The organism is Nitrincola tibetensis, assembly GCF_003284585.1.
Classification (GTDB): domain Bacteria; phylum Pseudomonadota; class Gammaproteobacteria; order Pseudomonadales; family Balneatricaceae; genus Nitrincola; species Nitrincola tibetensis.
The window spans coordinates 314,144-337,567 of sequence record NZ_QKRX01000001.1; the positions used below are offsets into that span (position 1 = coordinate 314,144).

Sequence of the window (23,424 nt, forward strand, 5' to 3'; positions counted from 1 at the left end):
CAATACCTGTGATGTGTTAAAGGCGGTTATTTAAATTGATTGGTGGGTATTATAGAGTGTTCTTTTGTTGACTGTCAGGAAATTAGCCTATGAGTTTGGCCCGTCGCTCATTTTTTGAGTACCGACGCTTTTGGTTTTTTGGTTTGCTCCTTTTGCCGGTTTTGATGGCCTTAACCGCGTGGCAAGCCTATCACTTTGCAAAAGAAGAGGCTCAGGCAAGGGCGCAGGAGCGACTTAGCCTATATGCCAGTAGTTTTGAAGGAGCGATTGAGAAGTTTGATTATTTACCCTGGATGTTAGCCAAGCAACCGAGGGTGCAAAATCTTTTAACCGATATGGAAAATCACGAGCATATTGAACGTATTCAAGACTTTCTGGTGAATGCCAGAGAGGCTTCTGGCGCGGATACCCTTTATTTATTGAACACCGAAGGGCTCACGCTTGCCTCCAGTAATTATTTGGAAGAGGGGAGTTTTGTTGGCAATAATTACGCCTATCGTCCTTATTACTTGGATGCAGTGAACTATGGTCGAGGTGAGTTCTTTGCGATTGGAACAACGACAGGGCTGCCGGGCTATTTCTTATCGCAGAGGGTTGTCAATGCAGCAGGGCGGCTGTTAGGTGTTGCTGTGGTCAAAGTCGATCTAGAGCCTTTACAAGCTGACTGGACCTTGGCCGCTGAGCATGTATTGGTCATCGATGCTAATCAGGTTGTGGTTTTGTCGAGCAACCCAGGTTGGAAATACAGAATGCTGAATGAACTGTCAGAAGAGCAAGTTCTCTGGATTCAACAGGGTCGTCAGTTCTTTGATGTAGAGTTGCAACCTTTAGGGCGGGAGTTGGACAGCCACTATCGTGTGTCCGTTGGCGATGAGCGTGATGCCGATTATGTGATGGCAGAATACCCATTAACGCGGTTAGGCTGGACAATTATCTACATGATTCCGGTTCAATCGCTTTATAAGGTTTCCGCACTGGTGACAAGCCTTGTCTTGGTGCTCTATGTTCTCATTCTGATGGGGAGCTTATGGTTAAGAGAGCGCAGTCGACGTACACAAGCGGCTTTGGTTGCAGAAAAGGCCCTTAGAGAAGCAAATGATACCCTAGAGTTTCAGGTGCAAGAGCGTACAGCTGAGCTGAATGCTCGCAGCCTTGAATTGCAAAATGCTCAGCGCGAACTGGTTCAAGCGGGTAAGTTGGCGGCATTAGGTACCCTATCTGCTGGGGTCGCGCATGAGCTTAATCAGCCAATTACGGCCATTCGAACCTATACGGCCACGGCTAAAAAGCTTCTTGATACAGGGCGCTACGAGTCAGTTGCCCCTACGCTCGATAAAGTGTTTACACTAATTGGTCGAATGAGCCAGATCATTAAGCAAATGAAAGCGTTTGTTCGAGAATCCCCTCAACAGTTACAGCCTGTGAATTGGGTGGATCGCTTGTCGTTTGTGTTGGATATGCTAAGTGCTCGCATAGAGACTCAGGCGATTGAGTTGGTGCTCGCTTTGCCGAATGAGGCTTGGATTAGAGCAGATGCTACGCGGATCGAACAAATCTTACTGAACCTGCTCAGTAATGCCTTGGATGCAACAGCGACACTGAATCATGCGAAAATTGAAATTCAATTGTTGCGTCAAGAAGAGCACTGGGTGTTCACCCTTTCGGATAACGGTGAGCACTTCGATGAAACACAGATCGACCGGCTGTTCGATCCCTTTTACAGTACTAAAGCAGCTGGAGAGGGCATGGGTTTAGGTCTCTTCATTTGTTATGGACTGATACAGGACTTGGGTGGAAGTATTCGTGTTGAGCGTGCGGAAATCGGCGGCGCCGCCTTTGAAGTTAAATTGCCTGCAATCGATATTTTAAAATGTGAGAAGAGCTGATGACATTAGATACATTAAAGATCGCAATGGTGGATGATGATCTTGCCGTTCTGGAAGCGACTACACAATGGTTAGAGTTGTCTGGGCTCACTGTTAACGCCTGGTCAGATCCTGCTAAGGCGCTGTTAGACATAGATGATCATTATCCGGGCGTTGTTGTCAGCGATATTCGTATGCCAAGCATGGACGGGCTCAGTTTTATGGATGCATTGCATAAAAAAAGTCCGCAACTGCCTGTGATTCTGATTACAGGTCAAGGGGATATCCCGATGGCGGTGGATGCCATGCGACGTGGAGCTTGGGACTTCATTGAAAAACCCTTTGATCCAGAGCGTTTGGAAGAAGTGATACGTCGAGCGCTGATGACGCGTCAATTGCAGCTTGAGAATGCATCGCTTAAGGAGCAAACGGAAGACTCGCTTGCCAGAATTCTCATGGGCAATAGTGGATCGATTCAGCAATTGCGTCATCAAATACGTCGTTTAGCCTGCACGCAGACCCATGTGTTGATTCGGGGTGAAACAGGTGCGGGCAAAGAAGTAGTGGCGCGCTGTATCCATGAAGCAAGCACAAGGCGTGAAAAACCCTTTGTTGCCATTAATTGTGGGGCATTGGCGAAAGACTTAATTGAGTCTGAATTGTTTGGCCATCAGAAGGGCGCGTTTACAGGTGCGATTGAAAAACGTGAAGGTAAGCTGGAGTTGGCCAGTGGTGGAACGCTTTTTTTGGATGAAATTGAGTCAATGCCGATGGATGCTCAGATCAAGTTGCTTCGTGTCATTCAAGAGCAGCAGCTAGAGCGTGTTGGTAGTAATACCTTGATTCAGTTGGACTTGCGCATTGTCGCTGCGACTAAGGTCGATTTGTTGGAATTGTCGGCGAAGGGTGCCTTTAGAGAAGACTTATACTATCGCTTGGCGATTGCCGAGTTATCTATACCTCCTTTGCGAGATCGTAAAGAGGATATTATGTTGTTATTTAGACACTTTGTGCGACAGACCTGTGATGTGCATGGGATTGAGTTTCATGAGCCAGATTCGGCTTATGTGCGCAATCTGCTCCAGAATGCTTGGCGAGGTAATGTCAGGGAGTTGCGTAATGCGGCAATGCGTTTTGCGTTAGGTTTGTATCATCAAGACGAGGTATCACAAGGTGAAGAGGGAGGATTGTCCGATTTAGTGGCCGCATATGAGCGTATTTTGATTAGTCAGTCCTTGGTTCGACATCAAGGCAACATTCAAGCTGTTATGGACGAGCTAAAGTTACCGCGGCGCACCTTAAATCAAAAAATGTTACGTCATGGATTGCGCCGAGATGAGCTCTGTTCAGATGATGGTTCTGTTTCCTTGAGCGTATAAGCAAGAAATAGCCGATGGTGATTATGCGCGTAAGCCATTTATTGCCTACAACAAACCCAATCTAGTTATTTTTTTCATATAATAGCTACACTAGCCTATATCAAACAATAGATTAGGTGGTGTTGGCACACTTTCTGCTTTAGCTAAGACCGATGTGTTGTTCCCTTGTGTCTGCACATTGGGAATGCCCTCATTCTCAAAACAATAATATTCGGTTTATGCCGATGAGGAATAAAGATAATGAAACTGTCTAAGCGTACACTTCTAAAATCTGCTTTGTCCTTAGCTTTAGCAACTACCGTAGGTTTCTCTACTACTGCATCTGCGCAAACAGGCGGTGCGTCCTATATTATGGCAACGGCAACAACAGGCGGTACTTATTATCCTGTCGGTGTTGCGCTGGCAACGCTCGTTAAAGTAAAACTTGAGCCAACGATGGGTATCAGTGTCTCAGCGATCAGCTCAGCAGGGTCAGGTGAAAACCTTAAGCTAATGGATGAAAATCAAGTTCAATTCTCAATCCTCCAAGGGCTATATGGCGGTTGGGCTTGGACCGGAACAGGTGATGTACCCAAGCAGTATGAAAACATTCGTTCTGTCAGTATGTTATGGCAAAATGTTGAGCATTTCGTTATTCACAATCGCCATGTAACGACTGGTACCATTTCGGATATCGGAAATTTAGGCAATAGCGGTTTCTCAATCGGTGCTCGTAACTCGGGTACTGAAGGCTCTGGTCGTCAGATCTTGAAGGGTGTGGGTATCGATCCTGATTCGCTCAATTTGGCATACATGGGGTATGGTCCTTCAGCAGAAGGCATGCAGAATGGAACGATTCGTGCCATGAATATTCCTGCAGGAGCCCCGGCGGCCGCTGTAACGAGTGCTTTTGCCAATATGGCGCGCGATATCAAAGTGCTGGATTTTACCGATGAACAGATTGAGCAGGTTAACTCTGACTTTGAGCTTTGGACACGCTTTGTTATTCCAGCCGGAACCTACCCAGGACAAACCGAAGATATCAATACGGTTTCTCAACCGAATATTCTAGCGGCAAATGCAGATGTGCCTGAAGAGCATGTTTATCAAATCACTAAAGCCATGTACGAAAACTTGCCTTTCCTAAACAATATTCACCCGGCCACACGCGATATGGCGATTGAAAAAGCCATTAATGGCCTACCTTTACCTTTGCACAAGGGTGCAGCTCGTTACTTTACAGAGCAAGGTATCGACATTCCTGCTCGTTTGCTAGTGGACTAATACTGGCATAGCTGTTTCGGGGCTAAGGTCCCGAAGCAGTCTCTTGATGATATAAAAACAAGCGAGACGCTCATGAACACACCTTCAGACTTATCATCCATCCGTGATGAGGATGCTCCTGTTTCTAACGAACGCGAGCAGCATCCTATACTCTCCAAAGTATTTTACGGTTTAGCCATTATTATTGCGTTATGGCACATTTATACCAACACACTCGGCACTGTCTCAGAGCTTTGGAATAGCGTGATACATTTTGCAGCATTTGGTTTGTTGGCTGCACTGACGATTCCTGCAATTAGGACCACTCGACAAAGCACAGGACGAGTCGTTTTGGCTGTGGATATCCTATTGGGTTTGGCAGCTGTCTCCTGCGCTCTATATCTGATGCTATTTGAAAACAACCTATATGCGCGAGGCGTTGTTTTTAATGGATGGGATTGGTTTTTTTCAATTTTAGCTGTGGCGTTGATTCTAGAGTTTGCTCGAAGAGCAACTGGATGGTTTATTCCGACCTTGGCGTTTGTTGCACTAACCTATGTTCCCGTTTGGGGCGCTTGGGTGAGTGGTATGTTCCACTTTCCAGGGTTAACCTGGGAAACAACATTGTATAGAAGCTTTATTGCTGGCGAAGGGATGTTGGGCTCAATCGCCAATATTTCTTGGTCGTTTGTCTTTATGTTTATCCTCTTTGGCGCCTTTCTAATTAAATCTGGTGCGGGTGATTTTATTATCGATATTGCGAAAGCCGTGGCTGGACGATTCATCGGTGGGCCAGGTTTAGTTGCTGTGTTTAGCTCCGGCTTGATGGGGTCGGTATCCGGTTCATCAGTCGCGAACACCGTTTCAACCGGTGTCATTACGATCCCTTTAATGCGAAAAGCAGGTTTTCCGGCAAAATTCGCCGCAGGTGTGGAAGCCGCGGCTTCAACGGGTGGGCAGCTAATGCCGCCAATTATGGGGGCTGGTGCATTTATTATGGCATCCTATACCCAGTTGCCTTATCTCACGATTATAGCTTACGCAGCGTTGCCAGCCTTACTGTATTTTTTGTCGGTTGCGATGTTCGTTCGAGTTGAAGCTCGCCGTTCGGGTGTGCAAAAAGTTGAAGAAAATCCACCGAAGGTGATTGATGTCTTCAAGAAGGGTTGGCATTGCTTGTTGCCAATCGCTGTATTGGTTACTGCGCTGATTTACGGGTTTACACCGACCTATTCCGCAGGTATTGCGATTATATCGGTGATTGTTGCTTCTTGGTTATCCAGTAACCCCATGAATTTGAAAGATGTCATGGACTCTTTGGTTCTGGGTACGCGCAATATGGTGACCACGGCGATTTTGTTGTTGACGGTGGGCTTGATTGTGAATGTCGTTTCAACGACAGGCATCGGCAACACCTTCTCATTGTTAGTCACGGATTGGGCTGGCGGTAGTTTGTTTATAACTATCGTGCTCATTGCATTGGCTTCTTTGATTTTGGGCATGGGATTGCCAGTAACGGCAGCTTATATAGTGCTGGCAACTCTATCTGCACCAGCACTCTATGTGCTAATTGCAGAAAGCCAGTTACTGTCTTTATTAATGTCAGGCCAATTACCACAGCAGGCTCAAGCGATATTTATGCTCGCGGCACCTGATGCTATGAGTCTATTAAGTGCGCCAATGGATACAGAAACGGCTCAGTCCTTGTTGGCTGCTGTTCCACCTGACTTTAAAACGACATTGTTACAGCAGGCGCTTTCTCCCCATGCATTGGGTATGGCACTGTTGTCCGCACATATGATCATTTTCTGGTTATCGCAAGACTCAAACGTGACCCCACCTGTATGTCTGACGGCGTTTGCAGCAGCAGCAATTGCAAAGACCCCTCCTATGGCGACAGGCTTTACGGCTTGGAAAATTTCAAAAGGCTTATACATTATTCCGGTTTTATTTGCCTACACCAGCTTCATTGGTGGCAGTAACATCGAAATAATTAAAATATTCTTCTTCGCCTTGTTTGGCATCTATGCATTGGTTGCGGCGATGGAAGGCTATTTGGAGCATCCGTTGAACCTGTTTCTGCGTGCAGTATTAGCCGTTATCGGATTATCCATGCTTTGGCCGCATGGATTACTTCTGATAGATCTCGCAGGCTTGATTGCGTTTCTTGCAATGTTTGCTTGGAGTTATAAAACCAATCCACCTAAGTTGCAGGCGGCTTAATCTTCATGACGTTAATTGAGGCGCTAATACTGGTTGCTGTGGGTGGGTTAACTGGCTTTATGAATGTGATATCGGCAGGCGGATCAATGATTACCTTGCCAGTGCTCATGTTTATGGGGTTGGATAGCGCAACCGCCAATGGGACGAACCGAGTCGGCATCGTTTTGCAGAATGCAACCGCTGTAACGCGCTTCAGAAAAGCAGGGCACAAGGATGTGCGGCTCGCCTTAAAATTGTCGATTCCGGCGGTATTAGGTTCCTTGTTCGGTGCATGGCTTGCCACCAAAGTGGGGGATGCTTTATTTCAATGGATTTTGATTGTCGTGATGGTGGGATGCTCAATCCTTATGGTGATGCCGCAACCTAAAAATCTTCGCACTGAGCCACTCAAAGACAGTCATTTAACACCCATGGTGTACTTGGCGATGCTGGTCATTGGTTTTTATGGTGGATTTATTCAAGTGGCGGTTGGCATCTTGTTTATTGTTATGTTGTACCGGCTTCTTAAAATCGACCTGGTTCAAGTCAATATCCTGAAGGTCTTGATTGTGCTGGTATATATGGTGCCCGCACTTGGTGTTTTTATTCACTCAGGACATGTGGCTTGGAGCTATGGTTTAGTATTGGCTGTGGGAAGCATGTTAGGTGCTTGGATGGCCGCCAGGGTGACTTTGAGTCCTGACGGTGCCAAGTGGATTCAGCGCTTTACCTTAGCGGTTATTGTGATCATTATTGTAAAGCTGATTATCGATCTCGTTTAAGGAGGCTTGGCTCTTAAGAGCGGAGCCCTTAGACACGATTGATCGGTAACTCAAGGCTTTCTTTCACGCTTTCCATCACGATATAGCTTTTAGAGTTTTTGACTCCAGGTAGCTTCAATAGCATATCGCCGAGCAGTTCACGGTAGTGTGAAATGTCTTCTAAACGGGCTTTGACCAGGTAGTCCGCATCCCCCGACACCAGATGGCACTCAAGAATGTAGGGCAGTTCCATAACGGCTTTACTAAAGCGCTCGAACGCATCGGCTGATTGATAGGAGAGCGAAATCTCGACAAACACCAACATGTCATACCCCAATAACGTTGGGTTGACATGAGCGTGATAGCCCATAATAAATTTGTTACGTTCAAGCCTTTTTACGCGCTCCATGCAGGGGGTCGTGGATAATCCTACGCGATCGGCTAACTCGGTATACGAAATACGGCCTTCCTTTTGTAAAACATTGAGAATGTGGCGATCAATGCGATCTAACTTTTTTAGATTGTTGCTTGAGGGCTTTTCCATCTGAATTTTCCTGTTTTTATAAGTTTTTCAGAAGAATTACTGGATTAATGAGTAATTATAAATAATGTTTCTGCTAATTCTGTCTTAAAATAAGAAATAAATCTATGGCCGAAATAAAAAATGATCTAGGCAGAGGCAGTCTTTGCCAGGTTGTTTACAATAGAGGTTACCTGACCGAGAGTGGCAGGTGCACGAAGGCTTTAAATCTACATAAATCTACAGGTTAAGGAAATAAACAGATGTCTAATAAAAGCATTATTTCAACTGAAAACGCTCCAGCTGCAATCGGTCCGTATTCTCAAGCGGTTAAAGCAGGTGACACTGTCTATTTGTCGGGCCAAATCCCCTTAGACCCAGCGACTATGGAAATGGTCACTGAAAGTTTTGAAGCGCAAGCTGTGCGTGTATTCGAAAACTTAAAAGCGGTTGCTGAAGCGGCAGGTGGATCATTAAATGATTGTGTCAAGTTAACCATTTTGTTGACCGATCTAGGCAACTTTGCCGCTGTGAATGAAATCATGTCACGTTACTTCACTGCACCTTATCCTGCACGTGCGGCGTATGCGGTAAAAGCCTTACCAAAAGGTGCCGATGTTGAAGTCGAAGGCGTCATGTACTTAGGTTAATCGGCAGCATGTTCAGGAGCAGAATGAATGGCACGAAATCTTCAAGCTGAAATTAATTTGGCGGCGATTCGTCACAATTATCAGTTGGCTAAATCTCAAGCCAAAATGGCTAAAGCGGTTGCGATTATCAAAGCAGATGCCTACGGACACGGTGCTGTTCAGGTAGCTAAGAGCTTGTCTGGAATAGCGGATGCCTTTGGTGTTGCGGCGATCGAGGAAGCGCTGGAGCTTAGAGAGGCGGGTATTAAAGAGCCGATTCTATTGCTTGAGGGTTTTTTTGAAACCGAAGAGCTCAAGCTGATTATTCAGCATCGTTTATGGTCGGCCATTCATAGCCTTGAACAGATAGATCGATTAGAGGCGTTCCTCGACTCTCATCCAGCCGAGGGCTTGTGTCTTTGGTTGAAAGTCGACTCGGGAATGCATCGCTTAGGTGTAAATCCAGCCGATTTTAATCAGGCATGGTCACGTTTGAAGGCACGCAGAGAAGTTGCAGAGCTAGTGGTCATGAGCCACTTTGCCTGTGCGGATGAGCCCGAGCGTCCAGACACCTATAAGCAGATTGAGACGATGTCTCGCTGTTTAGAAGGGATTGATGCGAAGGTTAGCTTATCAAATTCAGCAGGCGTTATGCACTGGCCGCAAGCTCATCATGATTGGTTACGCCCCGGCATTATGCTTTACGGTGCAAGCCCCTTCGACGATGGGCATGCATTAGAGGCCAGCCAACAACCTGCTATGACGTTGACAACACAGGTCATTGCGATTCGTGATGTACCAGCTGGAGATGCCGTTGGGTACGGTGCCAGTTTTGTCTGTGATGTACCTATGCGCATTGGTACGTTGGCAGTGGGATACGCCGATGGCTATTCCCGACATGCCCCTGCCGGAACGCCAGTGGTGGTCAATGGGCAACGTACTCGGATTGTTGGACGTGTTTCCATGGATATGATTACGATTGACTTAACGAATCGCGCTGATGTTCAAGTGGGTGATTCCGTTGAGTTATGGGGAGAGCAGTTGAGCATTAATGAAGTGGCTAAATACTGCAGCACTATTCCTTATACTCTGCTAAGTGGTCTGACTCGTCGAGTCAAGCGCATCTACAAAGATCAATAGCTCTAAGTAGGGAGGGGTATCCCTCCCTACTTATTTTATTCAAGCAAGCGATTTAATAGCTTTTTAACCAGCTCAGGTTCAAAAGGCTTGTCTAGCATGGCGTTTACACCGCTTTGGGCAACATTACTGAGATGAGTATGGCTAGCCTCAGATGTCACCATCAGAACGGGGATGTGCGTTAGTAATGCATTGTCACGTATATACTCGGCAAGCTGCAGCCCATTGATTTCAGGCATGTTGTAGTCGGTGACGATTAAGTCAAAGGTTTCATCGTGCAATATTTCAATTGCAGCTGCACCATCCTCAGCTTGGGTAATGTTTTCAATGCCGAGGTTTTTCAACACGCGCGTGATCATTTTGCGTGCCATCTTGCTGTCGTCTACAACCAATACCTTTAGCGTTTCAGGGTCATAGCACTGAAGGTCTAATTCGCTGGTACTGAGTAAATCCAAAGTGGCATTTATTGCTGAACGGATGCCTTCACGCGTAAAAGGCTTGGGTAAAATTGCGATCACACCTGATTGTTTGAAGGTGTCTAGCTGCTCATGACGTGTCTCACTTGAAATGAGCATAAAGGGGATGTCTATCCAACTAGGGTCAGCTCTCAGTGCTTCCAATAAGTCATCGGCATTGCCATCCGAAAAATGAAGAGCGCTTATAATCAAGTCGGGCCGAATACTCGAAATAGATGCTAGCGCATCTTTTATGGATCGGACACCATCGATCGAAGTTACGCCTTCATCAGTCAGCTGTTGAGTAATTATTTTGCGTTGAACGGCTGAGGGTTCAGCCAGTAAAACATTCAGCTGCGATGCGGACAAGGTTCGCATATGAGACTCCTTTTACACAGAGTGAGTCATTGAACAATAATGGTTTATTTCACACATTACCAATCTAAATCGTCTGGTATTGCATAATCAGCGTATTCGGCCTCTTCCGCCGCGATTTGTTTTTTACGTTCTTCTTCATCTTGAACAACCGCGAGCGGATCACGTTGGATAATGCGTTGGGCGATATCCGTTGGTACCAAAATAAACTTAGCCTCTACGGCCACGAGAGTGAGCTGCTTAAGCGCTAATTGCTTTTGCAATGCACTGTCGATCCAAATGTGTTTAACCTTGCTGTCATAGATAAAGTTATAGCGTACATCTGCCTGCGAGGGTGGGCGAACTTGGTGTTGTTGAGCCAGTTGCTTGATTTCAGCAAGAGCCGCTTTACGATCTTGTTCTTTTTTACGCTGTTCGTTTAATAGACGGTCTTTTTCTATTTTTTCAAGTCTAGCAGCCTCAAGATGCTGAGCGGTTGCTTGATCGGTCGGCGGTTTTTTCTGTTTCTTTTGCTTGCGCTGGTCTAACTCAACCTGTTTTGCTTGTTTTTTTGATGCAACGCCTGCTTTCAGAAGTTGATCTTTTAAAGATCCTGCCATAGTCGAATTCCAAAACGATTCATACAGTAAACGCTTACTATAACATAGATGTAAAAGAGGGTAAGCGTCACAAGGTGACTTCATTCAGAGAAGGGAGTATGTAAGGATTGGATCAATAAACCTGTGATAAAATTTGCAAAAAGCCTTTTTCCTGCTTATACTTCGCGCCTGTTAATTGAGATTAGCAGCTACGCAATGGTAGCTCTGCCGGTCCTTTCGCAACGATAAACCGTGAACCTGGTCAGGCCCGGAAGGGAGCAGCCACAGCGGCGATCTCGTGTGCCGAAATGTGGCTGGTGGAGCTGCCTCCAACACCTTCCTTTTTTCTCGTTTCTGATTCAATTTACTGTTTTACGTCAATGCCTCTTTTATTCACATAAAAGTTAATGCATCACTTATAAGCCTTGATTTCAATAAAGTGTATCGAGCAGATCTTCCTGCACCCTAGAGGTTTAGATCATTTTAAATATGTGGTCCTTTTTACGTCCAAAAATAGCGAATAATATGAAAATAGACGGGGGCTGCAAAGCAGACTGAATCAATTCGATCAAGCATGCCGCCATGCCCTTGAATCATCGCGCCCCAATCTTTCACCCCTCGATCTCTTTTTATCGCTGACATAACAAGGCCACCAGCAAAGCCAAGGGCATTGACTATTAATGCAATGATAAGTGCTTCGCTGAAGCTAAACGGCGTTATCCAATACAAAGCGCCGCCCACCAGCGTTGCTAAAAATACACCACCTACGAGACCTTCTAGGGTTTTGGAGGGCGACAGGCTTGGTGCGACTTTGTGTTTTCCCAGAAGTTTGCCGCAAACATATTGGAAAACATCTGAGAGTTGAACCACTAAAATTAACCAAGCGATTAACAGTAAATTGCGTCCTTCGTAGCCTGATATCTCAAGTGTTAAGAGTGCAGGTACAGAGGAGATACAATAGACGGCAATCATTAAACCCCATTGAACCTTGGCTGTTCTTTCTAAAAAGTGGTGGGTGTCCCCACCAATTGAGGCCAATATCGGCAGAAGTAAGAACACATATACAGGAATGAAAATAGAAAAAAGACCATACCAATCTATGGCGATTAAAAAATATTGAACGGGGAGGGCGACGTAGAATGCGACGAGTAAGGCCCAGTAGTCTCCACGCCGTGTGGGTAATAGAGTTAAAAACTCACGCAAGGCATAAAAAGAAATGCCTAAGAAAAGCAAAATAACCGCGTATTTTCCTGCAGCAAATGCAACACCAAGAACGATCACCATTAACCACCAAGCATAGATGCGCTGATTAAGGTTATCGATGACTCCGGTCTTACCTTGTTTCCAAGCAAGAAACTGCCCGATCAGTGTGGCTAAAAGTAAAAAAGCACCTAGCCCTGCAAAAAGTAACAGCGTGGTCTGGTTCATGTTGGTGTGTCCTGTTGCAAAGCGGTAAGCGCGGTTGTGGCAAACTCTATAGTGGCTGCCTTGTTCGTTTTAGGCGCTACACAAAACCGGGGGCCAAAGTTCAATGTGCAAAGTAGAGGTAAGGGAAGCGGATAACCTTTAGGCATTGCACGGTTAAGGTTGGTGATCCAAACGGGTTGAAGGATGAGGCTCGGATGTTGCTGAGTTAAATAGAAAAGACCCGATTTGAATGGAAGTAAGTCAGCATCTGTTAGGTTGCGGGTACCTTCAGGGAAAAATATCAGCGAGTCACCTTGATTTAAGGCATCGAACAAGGGGGTTAAGGGGCTGTCGCCAGAGGTGTTGCCATCCCGAGCAATCAATACGCCATTAAACACTTGGTGGATAATAAAGCGCCTGAGTGGAGTTTTACCCCAATAGTCTGCACCCGCTACAGGGCGTGTTTGCTGTCTAATGTGTGCAGGAAGGGTTGCCCAAAGCAGTACAAAATCACCATGACTGGTGTGATTTGCATAATAAAGGGTAGGCTTGGAGTTTTGTTCAAATGAAAACTCTCCGTGCGCTCTGGCCCCTGTAATAAACTTCGCTAACCCGAGAATCAAAGAGCGTAATAAAGTGGCAAGCATGTCTTATCGACCTCGTTATTCTGGTTTGTTAGCGTCTTCAATGCCTTTGCGGATACGGTTGATCAGTGTTAATAGCAATAAAAGCAGCGTAATTAATAAAACTAGATTGATAAATCCTGCGGATAAAAAACCCAAGGCATACCCCAGCCCTAAGCAGCCGAAAACAAATGCGCGATCACTTTTCCCCATTGGGCCATCGTAGCGACGTGTTCCGCCAATCATAGGGCCGAGAACACCAGCATATTCACTGAGTAGCGCCATAAAAATGATCGCGAGTACCAGTTCAGAGTGAACGCCCAGCAATAAGGCAAAGGGTAGGTAAAGCGCTGCATCAGAGATGAGATCGGCCAGTTCATTGAGATAGGCGCCCAGATGACTCGCTTGCTTGAACTCACGTGCTAACATGCCATCAATGGCATTTAAACCCATGCGAAAGAGCATGAGCAGTGGTAGGAATGCAAAAAGCAAGGGAGTGTCGATGTTGAAAAAAAGCAGGGTGCCAAACGCGACGGAGACAAACGCAGCAAATAGGGTGACCTGATTCGCCGTCACTCCTCGCTTATGTAACAGGCTGGCAGCGGGTCTCAGAAGATCTTGGAAACGGGATTTTAACTGATAAATTGAAAATGCCATTATGCGTCCTTGTCACTTTTCCATCCATCAAATCCTACCATGGTGTTATGGCTAAAGGGTAGGAAAAGATTGTGACTCCCGGTAGCTTTTAATGGGCTTCAGATGCTGCTGAAGATCTTGCTAAAAGTCTCTGCAACAGTCGGTGGCTTGCACAGGCTTGCAGCCAATCCGTTGAAAGGTTTAGCTTGCGGCCCTGTTCTTCAAGTGCTGCTCGCCAAGGTTGGTCGTAGCCTTCGATAAACACTGCCACCGCACTAGGAGCACGTTCTCCTTCACCAAGGCAAAGCCCATAGAGGCGGCAGGCCTCGGCCGAAAGCCAGTGTGTGTCCATTTCCTGGATGAGAGCCTTTTCTGTACTGGCTTGGAAGGTTGGGGAGGGTTGTGCCTGCAACCAACATTCTATGACGTATGCCAAGAGATAGCTTTTATCCTGAAAATGATTATAGACAGTGGGTTTGGATACGCCGGAAGCCTTGACCACCATATCGACAGAGGTCCCTTTTATTCCATGCTCAAGGAACAAAGACAGTGCTGCTTGCGCTATTTGATCTTTTTTTGAGTTTTGAGCCATGGTTAGGACTTGAATTCTCTAATTAATTGATTGAAACTATACTAAACCGTTTAGTAAAAGTCCAGGTTAGCATATCACTGGACTCCTGGCCGGGTTGACCGGTCTGTAACCGAAGAGAGGTATCTATGATACGCAGTGAAAATGGCTATTTTGGCGAGTTCGGAGGACGTTATGTTCCTGAGATTTTGCTTCCAGCGTTAACTGAGCTGGAGATTATGTTTAATGAACTGCGTGATGATCCAACCTTCTGGCAAGAATATGTGGGCCTGTGTCAAGAATTCAGTGGCCGTCCAACACCGCTTACGCCTTTGCGTCGATTGTCAAAAGAGTTGGGTGGCGCGCAAATTTGGCTCAAACGTGAGGACCTGAACCACTCCGGTGCGCACAAGGTCAATAATGCCTTGGGTCAAGGCTTGCTGGTTCAGCGTATGGGGAAAAAACGAATTATTGCAGAAACTGGCGCGGGCCAGCACGGCTTGGCGACGGCGATTGTCGCTGCACGTATGGGTTTACAGGCCACCATCTATATGGGTGCGGATGACATTGAGCGTCAGTACTCCAATGTGTTTTGGATGCGTCAGCTGGGTGCCGAAGTGGTCGGCGTTGAAACGGGTGCTCGTACATTAAAGGAAGCACTTGATGAGGCATTGCGTGATTGGGCTGCAACTGTTGAAACGACCCATTATGTGCTCGGAACCGCTTGCGGTCCGGCACCTTTCCCAGAGTTAGTGACCTATTTCCAAAGCGTTATTTCGCAAGAGATGCGGGAACAGGCCTTAAAGCAGATTGGGCGATTACCAGATGAAGTCGTGGCCTGCGTTGGTGGCGGATCAAATGCATTGGGTGCATTCTCTGCTTTTCTTGATGACAAAGAGGTCGCTTTGGTCGGTGTTGAAGCCGGTGGGATAAGCTTTGAGAAGGGTGAGCATTCTATTCGTATGCTACCTAATACTGCAGAGCCTGGTATCGCTCAGGGCTACAAAACCTTATTCCTGCAAGATGAAGACGGCCAGTTGGGAGATACACACTCTATTGCAGCAGGGCTTGATTACGTAGGTGTCTCGCCCATTCTGGCGCATTTGTCGCAGACGGGTCGAGTGATTCCTGAAAGTGCGACGGATAAAGAAGTCACAGAAGCCTTTAGTCTTTTGATGAAGACCGAAGGTATTATTCCGGCTTTAGAAAGTTCACACGGCTTGGCTGGTGGATTTAAGCGTGCCAAATTGATGAGACCTGATCAACATCTAGTCATCAACCTCAGTGGCCGTGGTGACAAAGACATCTTTAATATTGCTCGAGCCTTTCCTCAACAGGAGTGGCCGGAGTTTTTAAAACGCGAAGCTGCTCGTTGTCAGAAGCAGGTTGATGCTGCGATGGAGAATAACTGATGTTTCCGAAACAGAATGATAGACTTCAAGTGATGTCTCACGCAGTGGTGGGCTTCCCGACACTCGATGAAAATGAAAAAGCCATTGCTGGCCTGATCGCTAGTGGAGTGAATCTAATTGAACTTCAGGTTCCTTTTAGTGATCCGGTGGCGGATGGGCATACGCTGGTGAATGCCTGTTACCATGCGCTAAAAAACGGAGGCTCAGTGCGTGCGACCTTGGACTTATGCGCGAAGGTCTCTAAACAGCATCCCGATGCCAGTTTTATTCTGATGAGTTATCTGAACCCATTGTATCGCTATGGGCTTGAGCAGCTATTTCGTGATGCGGCGGCGGCTGGTTTTAAAGGGATGATTATCCCTGATATGCCAGTGGAACAGTTCGAACCACACATGCCGCTCCTTGATGAGCTGGGTTTGGCTCCGATCTTGATGGTGACGCCGAATACTCCGGACGAGCGTGTTGCACGGATTGCTCAGAGTGCGCGCGGCATGGTGTACGTGGTCTCGCGCATGGGAGTGACGGGCAAACAGACGCATTGGGATGACGACTTCCGTGCCTATGTTGCGCGTATCCGTCAGTATACCAATCTGCCCTTAGCTATTGGCTTTGGTATTCGTTCAGCCGATGATTTGAAAGCTTTAACGGGCACGGCCGAAGTAGCTGCGTTCTGCTCAAAATATATCGAATGGCAGCGGGACGATGGCAGTGAAATCGCCGCTGAAAAGATGAAAACCTTGCTGACTGAAGCTGAATTGGTGTGACCAGTCTGTTTTGATCGCTCGCCACTTATCACTCACCACTTTCCGCAGAGGCGCAAGAAATTGCGTTTTGTGCGGTAAGTGGTGTGTATCTGGTTTAAACACTGGAAGAACGCTTAATGAAAACCTTAGGTGTTTATTTATTAACTGCTAGAAACGCTCTCTGTTGGTCATAATAGGGTAACCAGTACCAATGCTCTAAATTCTCCAAAACCCAGGGATTTATGATTTCATCAAGTTTATCTGCGATTTTCTTTGCTTTTTCTTCACTTGACCCTTCAAACGTTGACGGTTGGATGAGTGGCTCAACGATTGCCCGATAGTGGCCTTTTCCCTTAGGTAAAATATAGGCAGGTAAAATATCCAGCTCATGTTTGATGGCCAGTCTTGCGGCAAACCATCGATTGCCTGCATAAGCAATATTCCGTCCTAGGCTGGGTGCCGATACATAACCGTCGCGCATTTCATCGATAAAGAGCACCGCATTGCTGCCGTTGCTGAGTGCTTTGCTAATCTGGCGCATGCAGGACGGTGAGGAGGGAACTAATTCAAGAGGGATTGGCCATTGATTACGTGCTTCTAAAGCCAAATGCTCTCTAACTGGGTTATCGGGTGGCAAATAAAGATCACAGCAAGGACGTTGAAGTAAGGCGGCAACATGCCCGATAAGTTCCCAGTTTGATAAATGGCAGCTTACAATAATGACCGGCTTATCGATCGAGTCCAGAATATCTTGACCCGAAATTTCGATTTGATTCTTCTTAACAATCTTTTGTTGTACCATGAATTCGGCATAAATTCGGCCGATTCGTGAAATGAACTCGATGAGGCGCCGCTCTCGTTCTTCACTGTCTTTGATCTCGCACAAGACTTCTAAGTTGTTCCTTAACCGATCTATCCACAGTCGTTTTGCTTTAATGGATTTTTGGGCTTCCTTATAGCCCAAGTAGGCCCCAATATCTGATGTCCAAGTAATTGGTAAAATGGCCATGCATCTTGCCATGAGATATTCAGCTTTTTGAGCTGTGTTCCAGCGTTTAGGCTCCTGCATGTTTATCTCCCTGTTAACTCCATTGGCAAGCCATTCTGTGGACGAAGCGTTAAGCGACATTCAATCTTAACCTCGTGGTTAGGCTTTACCCGTGCTTGAAACGCCTGAGCCAAAGTTGCAATACACAGAATGCCCTCAGTTAAGCCAAAGCGCATGCCAAGGCAGACACGGCGACCCACACTAAAAGGTAGATAAATGAATTTGTCTGGACGCGGGTTGCCAGGTAGAAATCGCTCTGGGATAAAGTGATTGGGTGCCTCCCAAAAATCGACATGACGATGCAGTAGCCATGGAATCACTAGAATGACGGAGTTTTTTTCAATCGGTCGCCGCCTGATTTGGTCTTCGGCTCGTGCTTGCCTGCTTAACAAAGGAACGGGTGGATATAAACGCATGGTTTCTTCAAATACAGCACGTGTGTAAGGTAGGTTGGGAACATCGTCAAGTGTTGGGGTTCGCCCTGCTAAAACGCTGTCCAATTCCTCGTGAAGTTTCGCAGCTACCCGTGGGTTGTGATCCAGCAGATACCAAGTCCAGGCAAGGACGTTTGCCGTGGTTTCATGCCCAGCCATAAACATCACAATCGCTTCATTGCGAGCCGCCAGACGACTTAAAGGACAGCCTTGTACAGTGCCATCGCGTCCTTTATGTCCATCTACAAACAGTGAAATTAATGAAAATTTTTTCGAGGAGGTTTGAGCTTCCTGTCGAGCAATGATTTTGTCAATCACCTCATGAACGCGTTTGCCCGAGGTTTTGCAGCGATAACGTTTGATCGGATTTGTGAGTTTGCGTAAAAAAGGCAGGCCAAAGGTGTCGGCTAGGCCAAGTTGTTCAATATTGTGTTGATATTCAGAAAATCCTTGGACAACTTGGGCTGCTTCCTCATCGCTGGTTTCATCACCAAACACCGTCCGTCCAATAATACGTGCTGTGAGCCGTGCCATTTCATTTAGCATGTCTACTTCGGTGCCAGGAGGGAGGTTTGACCAGCGCTCGGATACTTCTTTGCAGCATTCAGTCATGATGTTGGAATAATAGGGGAGTAATTCATTTTCAAATGCTGGGCTGCAATAGGCGCGTCGCTCTTTCCAAAGATCACCATCACTCACAAATAAGCCATCACCCAGCAAAGGCTCCAGAGCACTGCGCATTTGCGGGCCTTTTTGATCATAGTTATCGTGCTGATCGAGAAATACCTGTCGAACGGTGTCAGGGCTGTTGCAGACAAAATAATGTTGGCGCAATAAACGTGCAGTAAAAATCTTCATTTGGTATGCGCTATCAGGCCACATGGATAATAAATTGTGGCGGCCAGCGAGAACCATCCAGATATAGTGCCCCCAATTACTCTGTGTACTAACTTTCACCGGCTCAGGCTCATCAATCCATTGGGCTTTTTCGGGCAAATCAGGAAGCAGGTGCATTAAGGTCATTGTGGGTACTCATTTGATTCAAAAGAACAATTTTCATGTCTTAGATCAAAGGTCTGTTAAGAAATTTAAGTAGCCTATACTGTATCATGGCTTTGTTTTTAGCTCAAAACTAACTCGGAGTTACGCTTTATTGACTTGAGTTATCTCAATTTACTGGAGTGAGTGGAGCGGTACTTGAAGAAAGTGATAAGGAGTGTTTTTTGCCAAAATTCGATAACCCCTGCCTAGGCTTTTTTCTCACAATAGGGTTATTAAGATACTCAGCGGGCGTTAGAAATAAGGCTTTGTATTGATGCGTCAAGACGTCTAGGGTTTTAGTTGGAAATAATAAAGGTAAAAATATGTATCGCTTTCGTCAGCTTGTTGGGTCTCACACCTATGGTTTTAAAAATCTTGGAGAGTTGATGGCTAAAGCAACACCTGCGCGCTCGGGTGATTACCTTGCGGGGGTAGCTGCACAATCGGCAGAAGAGCGTGCCATCGCACAAATGACGTTGGCAGATGTTCCTTTAAAGGTGTTTTTGGAGGATCTGTTGATTCCATATGAGGAGGATGAAATCACACGTCTAATTGTCGATAGCCACGATTTAGTAGCATTCCAGCCGATTTCACATTTAACGGTAGGAGGCTTTCGTGAATGGCTCTTAAGTGAGCAAGTGGGTTCAGAGCGGCTTGAGCAAGTGCGCTTAGGGATTACCCCTGAGATGGCCGCTGCTGTCAGTAAAATTATGCGCAATCAAGATTTGATACTGGTGTCTAAGAAATGCCAAGTGAGCACGGGTTTTCGAAATACCTTGGGTTTGCCTGGGCGTTTGTCCACACGCTTGCAACCCAACCATCCAACTGATGATCTAACCGGCATCGCCGCCAGTATTTTGGATGGCCTGATGTATGGCAGTGGTGATGCGGTTATCGGAATTAACCCTGCCACGGATAACGTCGCGCAAGCCTGTCGCTTGATGCGCATGATGGATGAGGTGATTCAGCACTATGAAATTCCGACCCAATCCTGTGTTTTGACACATGTGACCAATACGATAGAGGCGATTGAACAGGGCGCTCCGGTTGATTTGGTCTTTCAGTCAATAGGCGGTACTCAAGCCACTAACGATAGTTTTGGGTTTAATCTTTCAACCTTGGCTGAAGCACAGGCCGCTGCTTTGTCCTTGCAGCGAGGCAGTGTTGGCAACAATGTTATGTACTTTGAGACGGGGCAGGGCAGTGCTCTGTCAGCCAATGCCCATTTTCAATTGGATCAGCAAACCTGCGAGGCAAGAGCTTATGCCGTTGCTCGACGCTTTAGCCCGCTTTTAGTCAACACGGTGGTTGGCTTTATTGGTCCAGAGTATTTGTTTGATGGCAAGCAAATTATTCGAGCGGGGTTGGAAGATCATTTTTGTGGAAAACTGTTGGGTTTGCCTATGGGGTGCGATATTTGTTACACCAACCATGCCCACGCAGATCAAAATGATATGGATAATTTGTTAACTCTGTTGTCAGTCGCTGGCTGTACGTTTGTTATGGGAATTCCAGGGTCGGACGATATTATGCTGAATTATCAAACCACGTCTTTCCATGATGCGCTCTATATTCGCCAAGTATTGGGGTTAAAGCCAGCTCCTGAGTTTGATGCATGGCTGAAACATGCTGAAATTATTGATGCTCAAACAGGTCGCTTAAACGCGCAGATGCCAGCCGCTTTTCGTTCCTCTCTTGGTCGATTGCTAGGAAATTAATCAGATGAAGCTAACTAAGAACCTACCGCTTGAGTCTTGTGATCAAAGAGCAGATGAAACCTTGGTGTCGAATCCTTGGCGAGATTTACGTCGTTTTACCGACGCTAGAATCGGTCTGGGGCGTGCGGGTGTCAGCATTCCCACTCAAGAACTTTTAGCCTTTCAGTTGGCGCATGCAAAAGCGCAAGATGCGGTGCATACTCCATTGAATATTGGCCGTTTGATCGAGGGGTTAAGCGTTTTAAAGAATGACTGTGCTCAGCCACCTCTGTCGTTACGAAGTCGTGCAGAGACTCGAAGCATTTATTTGCAACGTCCTGATTATGGGCGTTTATTGCACTCTGACTCTGAACAGGTCTTGCTGCAGTATCGAGACACTATATCTCAATCGTATGATTTAGTGGTTGTCTTGGCCGATGGCTTGTCAGCCCTGGCTATCCAAGAAAATGCAATCCCATTTCTGCAGGTTTTGTTACCACAATTAGCCTTAGCACCCATACCTTGGAATATTGGGCCTGTATGTATTGTTGAGCAAGGGCGAGTGGCCGTTGGTGATTCTGTCGGTGAAATATTGCGCGCTAAGTGTGTGATGTTGTTGGTTGGTGAGCGTCCGGGCTTGAGCTCGCCAGACAGCATGGGTTTATATCTAACCTGGTCTCCAAAGGCTGGGTTAACCGATGCCTACCGAAATTGTATTTCCAATATTCGAGAGGCAGGCCTGAGTTATGAGGAGGCGAGTCGAAAGGCGCTGTATTTGCTCAACGAAGCGCGCCGACAAGGTTTATCCGGCGTGCAGTTAAAAGATAGAACTGAAGATTTGGTGCTGACGGGTGATGAGGTGCGGGGGAATTTCTTAGTTTCAACAAAAGGTTAGCAGGTCTCTATTTGATCTGTTTTTTTAGAGTTTTTTGTTGATATTGTTTATTAATTAAGAATATTTTTCCGTTCTTTGTATCTTGATAAATAATATATCGGTAATTAAGAGCGTTTAAGAAAGCTCGGCATTTCTATATATTTGTTTTTTATGTATTAAATGTCCTTTCTATATAAGAAAATAGTCTTATAGTCGTAAGTGTATAGCGCCTTTGTCGACTATAAAGCATCCACTATGAGGCCTATAATGGCCAACCATTCGGGGGAGCGCCCCACAACTTTTTCCTTTCCAAAAATAAACTTAAAGTGGTCTATTATGACTCAACTACGTCTTAAACAAGCGCTCATTCTTGTTATTGCTTTATGCCTAAGTGGAGGTGTTTACGCTGCTGCTGGGCCATTAAATCTTACCGCGTCTAGCGCGGGTATTTTTGCGTTGGTGATTTTTTTCTTGGCATATGCGGTTGTCATGTGCGAAGAAAAAATCCACATGCGTAAATCCAAACCAGTACTGATAGCGGCCGGTATTATTTGGGCTGTGATTGGCTGGGTTTATCTGAAAGAGGGCCTAGTTGGCGCTCCAGAAGATGCTTTTCGCCATACTTTATTAGAGTTTTCGGAGTTGATGCTCTTTTTGTTGGTGGCAATGACCTACATTAACGCCCTTGAGGAGCGAAGGGTATTCGACGCGCTGCGCTCTTGGATGGTGCGTAAAGGGTTCAGTTTTAGAACTTTATTCTGGCTAACAGGCTTTTTGTCGTTTTTTATCTCGCCGATTGCGGACAACCTAACCACGGCGTTATTGATGTGTGCTGTTGTAATGAAGGTGGCTGAAGGGCATAACCGATTCATTAACTTATGTTGCATCAATATTGTAGTTGCTGCCAATGCCGGTGGTGCGTTTAGTCCTTTTGGCGATATTACCACCTTGATGGTTTGGCAAGCAGGGCTTGTTAAATTCAGTGAGTTTTTTGCCTTGTTTTTACCATCTCTGGTGAACTTCTTAATTCCAGCGACCATCATGAGTTTGTTTGTTGAGAGTCAGAAACCAACAGCATCTGATGAGGAAGTAGAGCTTAAACGCGGCGCAAGGCGAATACTGGCTCTATTCTTACTTACCATCGCAACGGCTGTCAGCTGTCACACAGTGCTGCACCTTCCCCCAGTACTCGGAATGATGGTGGGTCTTGGTTACTTACAGTTCTTTGGTTACTTCTTGAGAATGACGCTGCCTAGCTCCTTAGCCAAAAAGCGCTTATTGGCAGAACACGCAGGCGATAAAAAGCGTCTTGAGCGTTTAGGGAGTGTGGTGCCGTTTGATGTCTTCAGTCGTGTTGCGCGGGCAGAATGGGATACGTTGTTATTTTTCTACGGCATCATTATGTGCGTTGGTGGGTTAGGCTTTATGGGCTATCTAGCGATGATGTCTGACATCCTCTACCTCCAATGGGATGCAACCTATGCCAACATTGCCTTGGGAGTGATTTCAGCTGTGATAGATAACATTCCCGTTATGTTTGCTGTCATCACAATGCAGCCAGATATGTCGCATGGGCATTGGTTACTCATTACCCTGACGGCGGGTGTCGGTGGTAGTTTACTTTCAATTGGCTCTGCTGCAGGGGTTGCTTTAATGGGGCAGGCTCGTGGTATTTATACCTTTATGGGACATTTACGCTGGATGCCAGTGATCTTGTTGGGGTATGTGGCCAGTATACTTGTGCATCTTTGGCTAAATAAAGAATTGTTCAGCGTGTTCTGATGCGCCAAGTGGAGGT

21 protein-coding genes and 1 other RNA gene are annotated in these 23,424 nt (G+C 46.2%); 13 read left to right on the forward strand and 9 right to left on the reverse strand.

Annotation, left to right across the window (positions count from 1 at the left end; all coding sequences use genetic code 11):
- The first annotated feature begins 89 nt into the window (after positions 1–89).
- From DN062_RS01495 to DN062_RS01515, 5 genes are all read left to right on the forward strand, one after another.
- Positions 90–1,886 (forward strand): sensor histidine kinase, encoded by a 1,797-nt coding sequence (locus DN062_RS01495; protein ID WP_112156871.1) that lies wholly within the window; start codon positions 90–92, stop codon positions 1,884–1,886.
- Positions 1,886–3,244, forward strand: coding sequence for a sigma-54-dependent transcriptional regulator (locus tag DN062_RS01500; protein WP_112156873.1), 1,359 nt, complete (start codon positions 1,886–1,888; stop codon positions 3,242–3,244). Before DN062_RS01495 ends, DN062_RS01500 begins: the two co-directional genes overlap by 1 nt.
- Before the next feature lie 240 nt (positions 3,245–3,484).
- A complete protein-coding gene (locus tag DN062_RS01505; RefSeq protein ID WP_112156876.1) occupies positions 3,485–4,507 on the forward strand; it encodes a TAXI family TRAP transporter solute-binding subunit in 1,023 nt (340 codons plus the stop codon).
- A 72-nt stretch (positions 4,508–4,579) separates the two neighbouring features.
- On the forward strand, positions 4,580–6,709 hold the full coding sequence (locus DN062_RS01510; protein ID WP_112156878.1) for a TRAP transporter permease: 2,130 nt from the start codon (positions 4,580–4,582) through the stop codon (positions 6,707–6,709).
- Between the two features lie 5 nt (positions 6,710–6,714).
- The gene (locus tag DN062_RS01515; protein WP_112156880.1) at positions 6,715–7,470 is read left to right on the forward strand and encodes a sulfite exporter TauE/SafE family protein; all 756 of its coding nucleotides are present in this window, start codon (positions 6,715–6,717) and stop codon (positions 7,468–7,470) included.
- A 28-nt stretch (positions 7,471–7,498) separates the two neighbouring features.
- Here DN062_RS01515 and DN062_RS01520 read toward each other — a convergent pair whose 3' ends face one another.
- On the reverse strand, positions 7,499–7,993 hold the full coding sequence (locus DN062_RS01520; RefSeq protein WP_112156882.1) for an Lrp/AsnC ligand binding domain-containing protein: 495 nt from the start codon (positions 7,991–7,993) through the stop codon (positions 7,499–7,501).
- Between the two features lie 239 nt (positions 7,994–8,232).
- Here DN062_RS01520 and DN062_RS01525 point away from each other — a divergent pair, with 239 nt between their 5' ends.
- Positions 8,233–8,619 carry a RidA family protein gene (locus DN062_RS01525; protein WP_112156883.1) on the forward strand — a complete coding sequence of 129 codons (387 nt, stop codon included), beginning with the start codon at positions 8,233–8,235 and terminating at the stop codon, positions 8,617–8,619.
- Positions 8,620–8,646: 27 nt separating this feature from the next.
- Complete coding sequence (alr, locus tag DN062_RS01530; RefSeq protein WP_112156885.1) at positions 8,647–9,738, forward strand: alanine racemase; 1,092 nt, start codon at positions 8,647–8,649, stop codon at positions 9,736–9,738.
- A gap of 35 nt (positions 9,739–9,773) precedes the next feature.
- Here alr and DN062_RS01535 read toward each other — a convergent pair whose 3' ends face one another.
- Both DN062_RS01535 and DN062_RS01540 read right to left on the reverse strand, forming a co-directional pair.
- Positions 9,774–10,568: a response regulator gene (locus DN062_RS01535; RefSeq protein WP_112156888.1), complete on the reverse strand. Its 795-nt coding sequence runs from the start codon at positions 10,566–10,568 to the stop codon at positions 9,774–9,776.
- Between the two features lie 56 nt (positions 10,569–10,624).
- Positions 10,625–11,164 carry a DUF2058 domain-containing protein gene (locus DN062_RS01540; RefSeq protein ID WP_112156890.1) on the reverse strand — a complete coding sequence of 180 codons (540 nt, stop codon included), beginning with the start codon at positions 11,162–11,164 and terminating at the stop codon, positions 10,625–10,627.
- Between the two features lie 205 nt (positions 11,165–11,369).
- On the opposite strand from DN062_RS01540, the gene ffs reads away from it, so the two are divergent.
- Positions 11,370–11,466: signal recognition particle sRNA small type (gene ffs / locus DN062_RS01545), an RNA gene on the forward strand.
- A gap of 178 nt (positions 11,467–11,644) precedes the next feature.
- On the opposite strand, the gene DN062_RS01550 is transcribed toward ffs, so the two are convergent.
- From DN062_RS01550 to DN062_RS01565, 4 genes are all read right to left on the reverse strand, one after another.
- On the reverse strand, positions 11,645–12,571 hold the full coding sequence (locus tag DN062_RS01550) for a phosphatidate cytidylyltransferase (protein ID WP_112156892.1): 927 nt from the start codon (positions 12,569–12,571) through the stop codon (positions 11,645–11,647).
- On the reverse strand, positions 12,568–13,197 hold the full coding sequence (locus tag DN062_RS01555) for a lysophospholipid acyltransferase family protein (RefSeq protein WP_112156894.1): 630 nt from the start codon (positions 13,195–13,197) through the stop codon (positions 12,568–12,570). The genes DN062_RS01550 and DN062_RS01555 overlap by 4 nt, the downstream gene beginning before the upstream one ends.
- Before the next feature lie 15 nt (positions 13,198–13,212).
- Positions 13,213–13,830, reverse strand: a complete 618-nt coding sequence (locus DN062_RS01560) for a CDP-alcohol phosphatidyltransferase family protein (RefSeq protein WP_112156896.1) — start codon at positions 13,828–13,830, stop codon at positions 13,213–13,215.
- An 88-nt stretch (positions 13,831–13,918) separates the two neighbouring features.
- Positions 13,919–14,401, reverse strand: coding sequence for a TetR/AcrR family transcriptional regulator (locus DN062_RS01565; protein WP_112156898.1), 483 nt, complete (start codon positions 14,399–14,401; stop codon positions 13,919–13,921).
- A gap of 125 nt (positions 14,402–14,526) precedes the next feature.
- Between DN062_RS01565 and trpB the strand changes: the two genes are divergently transcribed.
- Both trpB and trpA read left to right on the forward strand, forming a co-directional pair.
- On the forward strand, positions 14,527–15,789 hold the full coding sequence (trpB, locus tag DN062_RS01570) for a tryptophan synthase subunit beta (protein ID WP_112156900.1): 1,263 nt from the start codon (positions 14,527–14,529) through the stop codon (positions 15,787–15,789).
- Positions 15,789–16,553 (forward strand): tryptophan synthase subunit alpha, encoded by a 765-nt coding sequence (trpA, locus tag DN062_RS01575; RefSeq protein ID WP_112156902.1) that lies wholly within the window; start codon positions 15,789–15,791, stop codon positions 16,551–16,553. The genes trpB and trpA overlap by 1 nt, the downstream gene beginning before the upstream one ends.
- A 133-nt stretch (positions 16,554–16,686) precedes the next feature.
- Here trpA and DN062_RS01580 read toward each other — a convergent pair whose 3' ends face one another.
- Together DN062_RS01580 and DN062_RS01585 are read right to left on the reverse strand one after the other, a co-directional pair.
- Complete coding sequence (locus DN062_RS01580) at positions 16,687–17,601, reverse strand: lysophospholipid acyltransferase family protein (protein ID WP_162301230.1); 915 nt, start codon at positions 17,599–17,601, stop codon at positions 16,687–16,689.
- Positions 17,602–17,603: 2 nt separating this feature from the next.
- On the reverse strand, positions 17,604–19,037 hold the full coding sequence (locus tag DN062_RS01585) for a cytochrome P450 (RefSeq protein ID WP_239995650.1): 1,434 nt from the start codon (positions 19,035–19,037) through the stop codon (positions 17,604–17,606).
- A 341-nt stretch (positions 19,038–19,378) separates the two neighbouring features.
- On the opposite strand from DN062_RS01585, the gene DN062_RS01590 reads away from it, so the two are divergent.
- From DN062_RS01590 to nhaD, 3 genes are all read left to right on the forward strand, one after another.
- Positions 19,379–20,773 (forward strand): ethanolamine ammonia-lyase subunit EutB, encoded by a 1,395-nt coding sequence (locus tag DN062_RS01590; protein ID WP_112156906.1) that lies wholly within the window; start codon positions 19,379–19,381, stop codon positions 20,771–20,773.
- A gap of 4 nt (positions 20,774–20,777) precedes the next feature.
- The gene (gene eutC / locus DN062_RS01595) at positions 20,778–21,647 is read left to right on the forward strand and encodes an ethanolamine ammonia-lyase subunit EutC (RefSeq protein ID WP_112156907.1); all 870 of its coding nucleotides are present in this window, start codon (positions 20,778–20,780) and stop codon (positions 21,645–21,647) included.
- Positions 21,648–21,962: 315 nt separating this feature from the next.
- The gene (nhaD, locus tag DN062_RS01600) at positions 21,963–23,408 is read left to right on the forward strand and encodes a sodium:proton antiporter NhaD (protein WP_112157170.1); all 1,446 of its coding nucleotides are present in this window, start codon (positions 21,963–21,965) and stop codon (positions 23,406–23,408) included.
- Positions 23,409–23,424: the final 16 nt, after the last annotated feature.